This window comes from Dactylosporangium cerinum, assembly GCF_042653625.1.
Lineage (GTDB): Bacteria > Actinomycetota > Actinomycetes > Mycobacteriales > Micromonosporaceae > Dactylosporangium > Dactylosporangium cerinum.
In genome coordinates this window covers 23,159-36,729 of sequence record NZ_JBHSIU010000098.1, presented here as the reverse complement: position 1 = coordinate 36,729, position 13,571 = coordinate 23,159, and the positions used below count along the sequence as shown (strand labels likewise).

Here is a 13,571-nt window from a genome sequence, read left to right as displayed (position 1 = left end):
GAACCCAGTTCCCGCAACCGAAACGACGACCCCGCCGAAGATCATGACAAAGCACTACTAGTACTCCAGCCGCACTTGCAATAGGTCGAGTCTTCGCTGGTAGTGGCTGGTTCGGGCCCTGAACTGGTGTCGGCGGCGCCATCGTGACCATCGATCGATATGATCAACGGGTCGGGTGATGGTGATCAGGTGTGCCAGGAGACGTCGGACCTCACCGAGGGTGAGGGGTATGAGGCCTTCCCGATCCCTTGCACAGCCCCTTTTTCAGCGGTGGCCGCGGTGACGGCGAGGAACGCGTGGGCCACCATAACCAGAGTTATGTGCCGGTACCAGGCGTCGTATCGGCGGACCTGGTAGTGGTCGAGACCGACCTCGTTTTTCGAGGTCTGGAAGCATTCCTCGATCGCCCAGCGGGTCCCGGCGACCCGGATGAGTTCCTCGTCGCCGGTGCCGTCCGGGCCGTAGCACAGGTAATACGCCAGGTCGGTCGGTTTGGCGATGCTGCGGCGGATCAGCAGCCAGCGGGTGTGGCCGTGTTCGGCGGTGCCGGTGTCCGGCAGCGTGGCGACTGCCCAGTCGTAGACCCGAGGCCCTTTCACGCCGTCACCGCAATTGCGGCGCTTCCAGGCTAGCGCCGGCGCGGCAGCGGCCAGCACGTCAGCGCGGGCGCTGCCGCCCTCGGTCGGGACCTTCTGGTTGCTGGCCACGGCCAGGACGTAGCTGATGCGGCGCTGCTGCAGCCACAGCCGGAACTTGGCGTCCTTGCCGTACGCCTCGTCCGCGGTCACCCACTTTGCCGGCAGGCCGGCATCCACCGCACGGGCGAGCATCTGCAGACCCAGCGCCGGCTTGGTCGCGAAGCGCACCGCGTCATCGACGCCGGCCTCACGGCGGCGCGCCAGGTCGTCGCACCAGGTCCGAGGCAGATACAACTCCCGGTCCAGCAGCACCCGCCCACGCGGACTCGAGTAGGCCAGGAACACGCCGAGCTGGCAGTTCTCGATCCGGCCCGCAGTGCCGGAGTACTGCCGCTGTACTCCGGCGGACTTGACGCCCTTCTTCAAGAACCCGGTCTCGTCCACGATCAACACCCCGCCGGGATCGCCGACATGCTCAGCGGCATAGCTGTACAGGTCGTCGCGGACCGCGTCAGCGTCCCACTGAGCCCTGTTGAGCAGCCGCTGCATCCTGTCCGGCGTCCGGTCGCCCGCCGCCTCCGCCAAGGTCCAGCCGTTCTTGTCCGCCAACGGCGATAACAGACCCACCAGATAGCTCCGGGCCTGCCGGCGCGGTTCCACCCGCCCGAACCGGGGCGCCACCACAGCCATCAGGTCGTCGAACGCCGACATCCACCCCGGAACCGCACCGATCGACACGGCACGACAGTCTACATAGGATGGTCATCACAACAGGGCCACCCTACCAAGACGACAAAATGGCCTCCCACCAGCAACAACGTCAGGCGCGAAAGTACGGCTGGAGTACTAGATCCAGTAAACAGGGAGCCGATGAGAGGATGCGTCGCCACGTGGTCGAACGTGGTCGACGGTGGCCTCGACCGGCCTGTCCTATCCCTTCGAATGAGCGGCACTGAGTTGCCGTTGAGAGTGCGGAGGACGACGAGCACAGCTCTCACCCAGTCCTTTGAGGTCGGGCGTCGGTCGCTTCTGATGGTGCCGTCTCGGGATCTGCCAGACGTCGGCATCGCCCCGCTCGTCGGTGGCCGGCAACAGGCTCGCGGAAAAGTGGCTCGGAATGGCTCACCCGGGGCCGGCCGGACCATTGTCGACAGCCGTCGACCGCCGAACAGCGAGCGCGGTGAGCGCGAGCGCGAAACCGGCGATGAGTACACCGCCCACCTGGTCGCTCATCGACCTCGGACCGGTCTCCGGTTCCATCGTCAGGCCCAACCAGGCGTACGTCAGTACCCCGCCGGCGACCAGCCCAAGTCGGTGGCGCTCGCCGAACCCGGGACGGCTTGACCACCGGAGCACCGCGACGGCGAAGACGACCATGAGCAGGAGCGCGGCCGCCACCTCAAGCCAGCCGGGCAACGTATCGGTGAGCATGAACAGGCTCGACACCGCAAACGCGGACAGGCCGGCGATCCACACCCTTGGCGTGGGCCTGCCCGACGGCGGCGGTCCGCCGACCCGCCGCGGCACCAGGAACGCAGCGACGACCAGCCCCGCCACCACGAGCGACGCGCCGGTCACCTGTGCCGCTGAGGCAAGGAACCCGGTCTCGCGATAGGTCTCCCAGCCCAGCCATGCCGACCCACCGGCGAACACCGACGCCGTCACAGCCATGCCGACCGGGCCCAGCCACGGCCGGGCCCGCCTGCCCGGCACCAGCGACTCCACGATGGTGATGGGGATGTAGGTACTCCAGATGGCGTGCATCGCCACGACGATGATCGTCAGCCAGGCGTCGACACCGAACGCACCGATGTACGTGTCGCTGCCCTCCGACTGGCCGACGAAGTAATGCTGATTGAACAGCATCTGGTCGACCAGTCCCTCCTCGACCAGCGCGTAGGCGACGCCGAGGATGAGCATCGTGGCCGATCCGCGCCCGAACCGGCGCGCCGTCTCCCTGATCAACAGCGCACCCGCACCGTACATCAGGGCCAGGAACGGCAGCAGCGCAAGATCCGAGACCTTCAGATTGCCCAACAGATACTCGCCGAACAGCGGTGACAGCAGGAAGAGGCCCACCGCCGGCAAACCGCGACGCCGGCCGGCCCGAGCGGGAACCGCATCTTCGGCTGTATCCGTCATGTCTTCATGCTCGGCGGCCGTTACCGGCACGGCTACCGACTTTGGTCGACCCAGCAACAACCAAGGGCTACAGATCGAGCAGCAGCAGGTCCTCTCGGCGCTGAAGGAGAAGGAGCCAGAGCTCAGAACGAGCGCTGCCGAGTTCCGACCCAACGGGAATCCTCCGACGGCGCGCCTTATTACTCTGCCGCGATCAGCGCAGGTAACATCGATGGAAGTCGACCAGTGGCCGCGCGGCCAGATTTATGTGCGGCGACTATCGTGGTCCGATGCTTGATCTGAGCGGCCTTGATCTGGAGGAGATCGCTACCGCTCTTGCGGACCAGACAGACTACGAGCACCGCTGGCTGATCAATCCGCAGACCGGAGACGTCGTGTTCTGGACTTCCGACACCGGGATCGACGGCCAGACACCCGTTGACCTCGATGATCTAGACCTGATCTGCATCGACCCGCTCCCGTCCTACATCTGGTACCAGGACATGGCTGACTTCGCCGAGCGGGTCAGCGATGACCGAACCGGACGGAGGCTGGCGCGGGCCATCGAGGGCAAGGGCGCCTTTCGTCGTTTCAAAGACGAGCTGCACCAAGAACATCCGCACCTGCTGCCGGCGTGGCACGCCTTCCGCGACGCCCGCGCCCAACGTCGCGCGGTCGACTGGCTCGTCGACAACTCGCTCATCGACGGCGACGCCGCCACACGGTTTGTAGATGACCACCCCGACCCCAATGTGCCATGATCCCCGGCGCCTCTTCCACCGACGATCTTGACTGCGTCAAGCGCGCACATCTGCCGCTGGTCGCTCGTTGCGCAGCGTAGCCATGATCGACCCAACATCCAGTCGCTGGGCACCGTACACGACTACTTGCTGTTCAACCTTGCGAGGCCGCGGGCGGCGAACTTCCGTACTTGCTCGTCGGGATCGGCGAGAAGCACGCGAAGTGTCGGTTCGGCCGCCAGATCGCGCAGTCCGCCGAGGTGCCAACCAAGGACCATCCGAACGTGCGGAACCGGATCATCAGCAAGCGGCATCAACACCTCAAGCGCCCCGGGCCTGGCCCAAAAGGACACCATGCCGGCGGCCTGCGACCGAACCATCGGGTCAGGTCGACAAGAAACGACCGAGCCACGGCGTCGACCCGGTCGGCGTCCGGTTGGTTGGTGAGGGCCTCCAGTGCCGTGAACCGCAGCTCCGGATCGGCAAGACCCGCAGCGAGGACGTCGAAGTCGCGCGGATCTCCGAGGAAGCCAACCAGCCGGAGGCGCATCCCCTCATCACCGGCATAGGCGTAGACGGCCGTGCGGCTGCCCTCGGGATCCTCTTCGACAAGCAACTCGATCTCGTCCATCAGTGACGACGCATCCACGCCTCGACCCGCGGCGGCGAGCGCGCGCAACAGTTCATCGAGGGTCTCGGACATCCCTCGAGAATACTGAGCGCAGACGTCACTGTGCGACGCCCGCATCTGCCGCCGATGGTGCGCGGCGACCGCCTCCTGGCCGTCACGATTGGTGATCGACCTGGCGGTGTCGGCGGCTTCCTGAACTGGCCGATGAGCGTGAAGCCGCCGTAAGAAGGGCGCTATCACGGCGAGCCACGCGGTCAGAAGATGTAGAAGCTGTAGCTATAGGGACGGCCTCGGTCGTACACGGCACGCAACTGCGGCTGCCTGACCTCGGGCAGTCGGGCCAGAACGCTGAGGAATATCTTGCCGTCCGGCTCGAACCGGTAACCCGGGAGCAATGCCGGCAGGGCCTCGGGCAGGATCGGGACCGACCGCCCGACCGGCTTCGGGGCTCGGTGGAACGCGAGGTGCCGCCAGGCGTCCCAGGCCAGTGGGACCGGCTTCACCGGCGGGGCCACCGGCCAGAGTTCGCCAGTCTGCGGATGTTCCGGGATGAGAGCGAAATCGCCGTCGGCCTCCGGAAGGCCGGGCCCGGCCAGGACCAGGGTGCGCTCCAGCCTCGTGCCGACCGGGCCGACGAGACGGGCGAGAGTGGGCCTGAATATCTCGGCGACCTGGTGATCCGGGATCAGGATCGGGTCGCCGCCCGAGGCGGCCAACAAGTGCGCCAGCGCCGAGGCCACAGCGGCTGCCCACATCGGGTGCCAGCCGCCCGTTTCGGACGGCGGGATACCGGGCCGTTGGTCGATCAGGTCCGCCCAGTCGAGCACCGGGTGCGGGCCGGAACCGTCCTCGATCATGCCGGTGGCCAGCGGGTCCAGCCAGATCGCCTGCCGCAGGCCACAGTCGTCGATCCGGATGGCCACCGGCGTGCCGCAGGTGACGCAGACCATGTTGGGCTCGCCGCCATCGAGGCCACAGCACGCGGAGTCGCCGACCAGCGCCGGGTCGATGACGGCGCCGCGTACGTCCCCTGGGGCGATCAACACCCGGCCGACCGGCCCGGCGGAGATACTGAACCTCGGCGCGTACCAGCCGAGCGCCTCGGCCTCACCTGCTTCGAGCTCGGCCCACCGGCGCCACGGCGAACCGGAGGGCAGCGGATTCACCGCGAACGTGCCCGGCTCCAGCGCCGGGGCGAGCGATCCCGGTCCGTTCCCGTACTTCTGGTCCATGTGCACGGGCAGCGCCACCCTCGACACCGGAACCGTCAGAGCAGCCTTGCAGGTCCGGCAGCCGAAAACCGTCATCTATCCCCCGGGCGCGTCGAGTAAGGTCAATCTAAGTCATCGCCCAGCCCTGTCGACCGCGCCACGGCCCTGGTGCCTCGCTGACCTCGCGGCATTTCTGTATCGGCAGGCGGCCCGCACAACAGTGCCTGACAACAGAGTCCGGTGAAGCCCCCGCATCTGCCGCGGAACGCTCGCCGCCCACAGCAACAATAGCGACTCAGTCGCTGCCGAGGACGGACCGGTTGGCGACTCGACCTTTACTGTACGCACCTGTCCCGCTACGAATGGCTCATGGAGCATCTGTACTGGGAGCTTGGGTCCTTCGCCGGCGGCGCTCAGCTCGAAGTGACCCTTCGAGGTTCGACCGCCAGGGTCATGCTCATGGACAGGGACGAGTATCAGGCCTATCTCGACGACGAAGAGTACGAGTGCTACGGCGGCTTCTTCGACTTCAGCCCGGTTGTTCTTGAGGTGCCGTATGACGCCCGCTGGTACCTGGTAGTCGACAGCTACCCTCGTCGAATCAGTGTCGAGGTCGGACAGGCCCATCATGCCCGAATCGGAACTTTGTCGAGGCCGGCCGGGGTCGTGGCCGCGACCGTCGCTACGATCCGCCAGTCTGCTCGTGCCGCTGACGGTGCGCGCCCTCTGGATGACCATCACGCTCCGTACCGAAAAATCCTCGGCTGAACGTGTCCCTTGCTGGCAACCCCGCTGCGTTGGCTCGGCCTGCCGGCCTCCTTGCCCGGCCTCGTGAGTGGGCCCCGAGCTCACGAATACAAGATTTGGCAGTCGGCTGGTGGGAACTACGCTCGCCGACAAACGGGTCCCGAAATCACTGACGGAGCCAGGGGCTCGAGGGTGGTCGTCGAGGGATCTGGTTGGGCGGTCCCGTTCATGGTGCTGTCAGCTGCTGTGTGCGTGACCGTCTTTGTCGGCCGCTGTGGCGAGGGTGTGCCGACGCGGCGTCGACCGGTTGGCCGCAACCATGCGGATGCCCGCTGAGCTGCGGTGTTACCGCTGTGATCGTGTGTGAACTGCTGTGACCGACATTTGTCCGCTTGACCGCTGACCGCGTCCTACGGTGTCCACTCCGTCGATTGGTGCCGCGCGCTATTCGACGGCGGTGTCGGCCTGCCACACCCTCGGATGCGATCGACGTGCCTGCCACCAGTCGATGAGGGCGAACGAGCCCACTACACCGGCCGCCATGGGAAGGAGATAGAAGATCAACGTGAACAACTCGGGATTGCTTTCCTGCTTGAGCGCCGCGAACCAGTTGCCGAAACCCGCTGCCAGGCCACCCAGAGCAACAACGCCGAGAGTCCAGCCCGATCGTCGCCGATCCGATCGGACCCCGCGCGGTGCGAGCAAGCCGACAGTCACCATGGCCACAGCCGGGAGGATGACGCCTGCGGTGTTGTCACCGGTGAACACCTCGCCGGTAACTCCGACACTCGCCCAGAACGCGAAGACGATCCCAAACCCGACGAGTACCAGCCCATGCACCAGCCGACCCACGGTCCAGACCAGCAGACAGACAGCGCAAGCAGCCGCGGCCAGCACGGGCAGGATCCACAGCGCCTGCCAGCGGTGCCAGCTGAAGTAGAACAGGTCGTGGGCAACCGCGTTGAGCGTCAGGTTCAGCAACAGTGCGGAGACCGCGGTCGCTACGAGCAAGACCAGAACGAGGAGGAGGTGCGCGGCCACCGGACGGGGCTCAGGCTGAGGGTCGACGCGCGGGCCAGGTGTCTCGTCGGCCGGTGTTGCAATAACGGTGGATGGGTCCTCACGCGGCGAAGACGGCACCGGTCGAGCTGGCCCTTCAGGGGCCTCACCGTCGCCGGTCGACCGTGGTACGTCCGCAGTTGCGGGCCGGGCCACGAGCGCTGTGACGGACACGACGCTGCCGCGGCCAACGACCAGCTCCGGCTGTTCGATGACGACCGGGGGAACACCGAGCGCTCGGTGTAGCAGCGTGGCGACCTGCGGCACCCGCGTGGCGCCGCCCACCAGGAAGACGCCGGCGAGATGGTCGGCGTTGACGCCGCTGGTGAACAGCGTGGCGGTCGTCAGCGTGATCGTTCGTTCAAGCAGGGGCCGGGTCAGCTCTTCGAACTCTTCGCGGGTGACATGAACGTCGCGGTCCGCGAGCGGTAGCGGCATGCCAGCGACTGCGCCACGGCTCAATTGTTCTTTGACTGATCGGGCGTCGTCCCAGAGCTGCAGACGATGCCGGAGGTCGGCGAGCGACTGAGGATGAGCGAGCCGCTGCTGTGCCGGCTCGTCGAGTGCGCGGAGCACACGGTCGACGATGACAGCGTCCATGTCTACGCCGCCGACGTCGTCCAGGCCTGCGGACGCGGCGACCTTCCAGCCACCGTCAGCAAGCCTGCGCACCACGCTGATGTCGAACGTGCCGCCGCCGAGGTCGTACACCACCACAGCCGTACCTTCGGGCACTTGATGGCCGAGCACGCTGGTGAAGTATTGAGCGGCGGCGACGGGCTCGGGTACAAGTTCGACGTTGCCGAAGCCGGCCCGGGCGGCCGCGTCGGCCAGGATGTCCCGCCGTCGCTGCCCCCAGCCGGCGGGATGCGTCACGACCACCCTCCGTGGGTCACCGCCGAGCGTCCGCCGCGTGTCCTCAGCCACCCTCGTCAGCACGGCGGCCACCACGTCGACCACGGCGACCTGTGCATCTGCGAGGAGCAGGGTGCCGTCGTCGATGCGGCGCTTCGGGTTCGGTTCGTACGCTGCGGGGTTCAGCCGAGCGGAACGCTCGGCGTCCCTGCCTACGAGCAAGCGGCCCGAGTCGGCGTAGACCCCGGACGGCAACAGCGGTGACGCGTCGAACAGCAGCGCCTCGGAACGGCCGTCGGACTCCGAGAGCACGGCGACCGTGTGGGTGGTGCCGAAGTCGATGCCCAGGCTCGAGTGGGGATGCACGCCGGCAGCGTACTGATCCAGACACTGGACGAGAATGGGGTAAGCAGCGGCCGAGTGCCGCCGGTCGGCCGATCTCATTGTGCCGGTTCGGATGCGCTGGGCATCGATGCCGTGTACGGCCCGCTGGTCACGGGCATCTGCGCCGGACTGTCGTCGCTGTGACCGCGCCGTCATCGCGGCTGTTCGTCAACGAATACGTACGCGCCGCGTCTGTCCAGCGGGCTGTCCTGGCCACTTCCCGCCGCTTGGCGGACTGACACCTGGCATCCGGGAGCTGTCACGGTCTGCGCATGTACGACGAGCAACCGTGCGTACCGCGCGACCTTTCGACCGGTTGGCCGCGACCATGCGGATGCCGCTGAGCTGCGGTGTTACCGCTGTGATCGCGTGTGAACTGCTGTGACCGACATTTTGCCCGTCTGACCGCTGACCGCGTCCTACGGTGTCCACGTCCGTCGATTGGTTCCGCTGGACGGGAGACCCTACAATGCGTCGTCGATGTTTGATGCCCGGTACCGCCGTCGGCCTGGCGGTCGGCGTTACCGTTCGAGTACTGCGTTCGCTCGCCGCAGCCGTCGCCCTGTTGACCGGCCTCGTCGCCCTGCCGGGCCTGCTGATGACGTTGCAGACGGCGGCCTGGAGCAACATCGACTGGGCCGAGGTCGTGGCGCAGCCGTTGTGCGCCGCCACGCTGGTGCTGGTCGCCGTCGGCGTGGGTTGGTTCGTCTGGGGTTGGCTGCTGGTCGCAACGATCTCGGACGTCATCGCAGTGGTACGAGGAGTCGGTGACATCCGCGCGCGGCTACCGGTGCCGTTGCATCACGCGGTGAGCGCCGCAGCGGGCACTGTGGCGATGCTGCTGCAGCCATCTGCTGCGCTGGCTGCCGGCGGGAGCGGTCCGATCTCCGGCGAGGCAGCGGGCCACGTATCGGTGCAAGCGACGTATCCGGCGTCGTCGCCGCCGGCCGCCGCGGTTGTCACCGGTGACGGCGAGTTCGTGCTGGTCGGGGCCGTCGCTGGTGGGCCGGCAGCGCAGCCGCGGACGTACACGGTGCGTCGAGGAGACATACTGGCCCGGATCGCGGCCCGGGAGATCGGCGACGCGAACCGATGGCCGGAAATCTTCGCCCTCAACAAAGGCGCCCATTTCGACGATGTCGGCGGGACGTTCACCAATCCTCATCTGATCTATCCGGGTTGGACCCTGCGACTGCCTGGCGTCGAGCCGGCCGTGCCAGCACTCACCGAATCCGCTCCTACGCAGGAACCGTTGCCGCAAACCACCGCAGATGAACATGTCGGCCCCACCGCTACGGCGAGCACATCACCGATGGTCGGTGCCGATGCGTCCACGGCTTCCGGTCCCCATACGACGCATGCGTCGGACACGGATGACGCCGGCGTCCTGCCGTGGCTGCTGCTGGCGGGTGGAGCGGCGGCAGTGGGTGCCGCGGCGGCGGCCAGGCGTCGACGGTCGCGGTCGTGGCGGGCCAGCCCGACCGCACCACGATCAGCAGCAGCGGGGCCACCCGCCCCGGATACCGACACCGGTGACAGCAGCCCCCACAGGAGATTCGGTCCCACCGTTAGAAGGTCCGATGTTGCGGCTGGTGCAGTCGCATCGAGTTCGCCGGCTTCGCCCGCGGAACAGGAAGCGCCGGCAGTCACGGTGGACGCGGTGTCGACGTCTGGTGGGGTCGACGTTGGTGTCGCCGCCGCGCAAGCACGGTTTGCCGCGCTGCTGCAGGACGACGGCGGCGGTACGGCGGTTGTCATCACCGCCGACGCCCTTGCCGTGGTGGCGCCTGGTGCACCGGCCCGGGCGGGTTTGACGGTCACCGGCACCCTCGGTGAAGCAATCCGGCTGCTGGAAACCGAGACCCTGCACCGGACCCGAATCCTCCTCGAGCACGACGTCACCGACATCACTGACGTCACTGACCTCAGTAGCTGTGTCGGATCCGCCGACATCGCTGCCGACGGTGCTGCGGCTGAACCGCCGGCCGTCACCTACATCGTGCAGCCGTCCGAGGAACACCCACGGGCCAGGATCACCGCACTGCTGGACCGCTGCCGGCACCTCGGCATCGACGGCATCGTCCTCGACGCTGCTGCCGGCCCCGCAGGACCCATTGAACCCGGCAGCCAGCCCGGCAGCGGACGCCCGGACATCGCCCAGGACGCGTCCCCGACGCCGGCAGCCAGCACCGATCGGCATCCGGCACGCACACGCATCCAGGTCCTCGGGGACGTCGTGGTGCTCGACGCAGACAGCCAGCCCGTCGCCGGGATGCGCGGCCACGCCCTCGAGCTGCTGACCTACCTGACGGTCCACCGCGCCGGCGCGGCGCTGCCGGACATCATGGAAGCGATCTGGCCGGACGCCACCGTCACCCGGGCGGGTCAGCGACTGTCCACCGTGGTCGGGAACCTGCGTCAAAGCATCCGGGCAGCAGCCGGCAATCCGACCGCGCAACCGGTCATCAACACCGGGGGCCGGTACCACCTCAACCCGGACCTTGACATCGACGCGTGGCAACTCGACGACGCCCTGGCGACCGCACGGCACAGCCCGACCCGTCGCGAGGCGGCGTTGCGGACGGCGGTGGCTGCGCACACCGGGGACCTCGCCGGGGACCTGCCGTATGCGTGGATCGACCTGGACCGTCAGGCCTACCGGCAGCAGGGCATCGCCGCCCGCCGGCAACTCGCCGACCTCCTCAGCGATGACCGTCCCGCCGAGGCTGCTGCGCTGCTCGACGACGCGGCCGACCTCGACCCGGCCAACGAGGCGCTCACCCGCGACGCCATCACCGCCCTCGCCTGGGCCGGCGACACCGAGCGGGTCACCGCCCGGTGGGAACGCCTCCGCACCGCCCTCGCCGACATCGGGGAACGCCCCAATGAAGCCTCTGTCGCCCTCTACATACAGATCCAACGCCGTTCGCCGGCCCGCGCAGGCAAGGAGAGCCGTGATTGACGTAGTGATGGACCGACACGACACCGATCGGCAACCGTCGGCGCCGACAGTGCGTCGCCGCGCCACTCCCCTGCCATGGTGCCGACGAACCGACCGCCCTGACCTTCCGCGCTCCACCATCCGGCGGCGGTCATGCCCATGTGTGACGGCAACACCGCGGTCTGCCGGTGATCAGCGCCGACGTGCCGCGTCGGGCATCGCGAGCGGCAGGCGCCACACGTCGCCGAGACACCGTTCGCCGGACGACGCCACAGTCGCCGACCGGCCGGACGTGGCGAGACTGCGCAACACGGGGCACCGCCGATGATCGTGTCGTTGGAGCCGGAGTTGCTGGCACAGCTGTCGCGGCAGGACGGCCGCACCGACTCAGCCACTGCCGAAAGCCTTGACGGTGACCTCGCCTCGACCGTCCGCCGGGCAGCGCGCATGCGCCGGCTGTTCTACGCCGTGGTCCTCGTCGTGGCCCTGTACGGCGCCGCGACCGGCGCGGTCGCCACCTTCCGGCTGCCGTGGTGGATCGCCGTCGGTGGGGTCGTCGCGCTGGAACTCGGTGGGGTCGTGTTCCTCACCGACGCCGACACCCGCCGTCGTCTCGGCGAACACGCATTCGTGTCCCGGCTCGTCGGTGCTGTCATTGCCGTCGCCGCGGCCACGTTCAACGCCGCGACCCATGACGGTCCGCTCCTCGGCGGGTTCTTCGCGTTGATGAGCGTGCTGGGATTCGTCAGCTGGTGGATCGACGTTGAGAACCAACGCCGGGACCGGCTCCGGGCCCGCGGGCAACTGCCGCCACCCACACCGAAGTACGAACTGTGGGGCCACTCGATACGCCACCCGATCATGACAGCCAGAGCCCGCAGCCTCGCCAAGATGTATCCGACACTGGGCCTGTACGGATCGCTCGAGGCAGCACTCGTCGTCAGCCGGCGCGAGCAGCGCAACGCCGCACTCGCAGGCGTCCTCCGGGCCCGGATCCGCAGCATCGTCGGCAGCGACCTGGCCGCAATCGCCGCCCACACCTTCGACATCGATGAGGTCGCCCGGCGACTCAGCGCCACACCCGACTACGACGGCATCACCGCCCTGCTGGCAATGGAACTCACGGCAGAACGGATCGTGCACGGCCGCCACAACGGTCCTGTTGACAGACGTCAGGAACACCGCAGCCGACACTGCCACCGCTCGACGCCGCTGGCGTCCAACATGACCCGCGCAGATGGGTCCGGACACGACAGCCTTCGCACCACCGACCAACGGGCGCTGAGTGCATCCCGAACGCAACCGAGACGACAGCCGTCACGGATCACAGTTCGCCGGCGTCCGTCGCCGCTGCGAAGGCACACGGCACGGTCCGGGACGTCGACCGGCCGGACCATCGGCGCACCGTCGAACGGCGCGGCCAGTACCGCAGACGCCCAAGCCCGCGGGCAACGGCTTGTTGCCGCGGAAGATCGCGTCGTGGACGGAACTGTGCGCCAGGCGCGTGTCGTGGACGGATCGAGCGGCGGGACGGTCCGGGTCAAGATGATCGACGGCCCGATGATCCTGGACAGCGGCGGGCGGCCTGTTCGGGGACTGCGCTCCAAGAGCCTCGAGCTTCTGGCACTGCTCGTGCTGCACCGGTCCGGCGTGGCCATCGCCGACATCCTCGACACCCTATGGCGTGACGTACCAGCCGATCGAGCCAGCCAACGGCTGTCGACGGTCGTCAGCAACCTCCGCAGCGTCATGCGGGACGTGCTACGAACCGGGGCAGCGATGCGAGCCGACACACCCGTAACGACGGAACCCATCATCAACACCGGCGGCCGATACCACCTCAACCCAGCTGTGGTGAGAGTCGACTGCTGGGAGTCCGTAGACGAGACCAGCTCAACCGCAGTACTCGAAATTTCCAGGAGCGGCGGCGGCTCGGCCCTGGGTACTGCCCGGACCGGTCCGGTCACCTCTCCCCTTCCTCCGGCGTTGGGCTCGGTTCGATAACGGGCGCGACCGCAGCGCGTCGGTTGGCGAGGATCGTTGCCGGTGACGGCCGTCCTCGGCGACCCGACAAAGTAGGCCCGGTTACAAAGGTATGCCCTGCAGACTCTTAATCTGCGGGTTGTAGGTTCAAGTCCTACGCGGCGTACAGCACGCAACAGGCCACGACCAGGGCCAACACCAGCCGGTCGTGGCCTGTTTGCCGTCCACAGTAGACGCTTGTGTGATCCGCGTGTGATCTGC

9 protein-coding genes are annotated in these 13,571 nt (G+C 67.7%); 4 read left to right on the top strand and 5 right to left on the bottom strand.

The window, feature by feature from the left end; translation table 11 throughout:
- Positions 1-185 precede the first annotated feature (185 nt).
- Together ACFPIJ_RS52065 and ACFPIJ_RS52060 are read right to left on the bottom strand one after the other, a co-directional pair.
- Positions 186-1,349 carry an IS701 family transposase gene (locus tag ACFPIJ_RS52065; RefSeq protein ID WP_380126969.1) on the bottom strand — a complete coding sequence of 388 codons (1,164 nt, stop codon included), beginning with the start codon at positions 1,347-1,349 and terminating at the stop codon, positions 186-188.
- A gap of 411 nt (positions 1,350-1,760) precedes the next feature.
- The gene (locus tag ACFPIJ_RS52060) at positions 1,761-2,810 is read right to left on the bottom strand and encodes a hypothetical protein (RefSeq protein ID WP_380126967.1); all 1,050 of its coding nucleotides are present in this window, start codon (positions 2,808-2,810) and stop codon (positions 1,761-1,763) included.
- A gap of 239 nt (positions 2,811-3,049) precedes the next feature.
- Here ACFPIJ_RS52060 and ACFPIJ_RS52055 point away from each other — a divergent pair, with 239 nt between their 5' ends.
- Positions 3,050-3,520: a UPF0158 family protein gene (locus ACFPIJ_RS52055; RefSeq protein ID WP_380126966.1), complete on the top strand. Its 471-nt coding sequence runs from the start codon at positions 3,050-3,052 to the stop codon at positions 3,518-3,520.
- Between the two features lie 292 nt (positions 3,521-3,812).
- Here the strand turns inward: ACFPIJ_RS52055 and ACFPIJ_RS52050 are convergent, their stop codons facing one another.
- Both ACFPIJ_RS52050 and ACFPIJ_RS52045 read right to left on the bottom strand, forming a co-directional pair.
- Positions 3,813-4,202 carry a hypothetical protein gene (locus ACFPIJ_RS52050; RefSeq protein WP_380126965.1) on the bottom strand — a complete coding sequence of 130 codons (390 nt, stop codon included), beginning with the start codon at positions 4,200-4,202 and terminating at the stop codon, positions 3,813-3,815.
- A gap of 182 nt (positions 4,203-4,384) precedes the next feature.
- Complete coding sequence (locus tag ACFPIJ_RS52045) at positions 4,385-5,437, bottom strand: hypothetical protein (RefSeq protein WP_380126964.1); 1,053 nt, start codon at positions 5,435-5,437, stop codon at positions 4,385-4,387.
- A gap of 273 nt (positions 5,438-5,710) precedes the next feature.
- Between ACFPIJ_RS52045 and ACFPIJ_RS52040 the strand changes: the two genes are divergently transcribed.
- Positions 5,711-6,109, top strand: coding sequence for a DUF1883 domain-containing protein (locus tag ACFPIJ_RS52040; RefSeq protein ID WP_380126963.1), 399 nt, complete (start codon positions 5,711-5,713; stop codon positions 6,107-6,109).
- A 423-nt stretch (positions 6,110-6,532) separates the two neighbouring features.
- Here the strand turns inward: ACFPIJ_RS52040 and ACFPIJ_RS52035 are convergent, their stop codons facing one another.
- Positions 6,533-8,368, bottom strand: a complete 1,836-nt coding sequence (locus ACFPIJ_RS52035) for an Hsp70 family protein (RefSeq protein ID WP_380126962.1) — start codon at positions 8,366-8,368, stop codon at positions 6,533-6,535.
- 505 nt (positions 8,369-8,873) lie between these two features.
- Between ACFPIJ_RS52035 and ACFPIJ_RS52030 the strand changes: the two genes are divergently transcribed.
- Together ACFPIJ_RS52030 and ACFPIJ_RS52025 are read left to right on the top strand one after the other, a co-directional pair.
- On the top strand, positions 8,874-11,348 hold the full coding sequence (locus ACFPIJ_RS52030; RefSeq protein WP_380126960.1) for a BTAD domain-containing putative transcriptional regulator: 2,475 nt from the start codon (positions 8,874-8,876) through the stop codon (positions 11,346-11,348).
- Between the two features lie 558 nt (positions 11,349-11,906).
- Positions 11,907-13,331, top strand: a complete 1,425-nt coding sequence (locus ACFPIJ_RS52025) for a hypothetical protein (protein WP_380126958.1) — start codon at positions 11,907-11,909, stop codon at positions 13,329-13,331.
- Positions 13,332-13,571 lie beyond the last annotated feature (240 nt).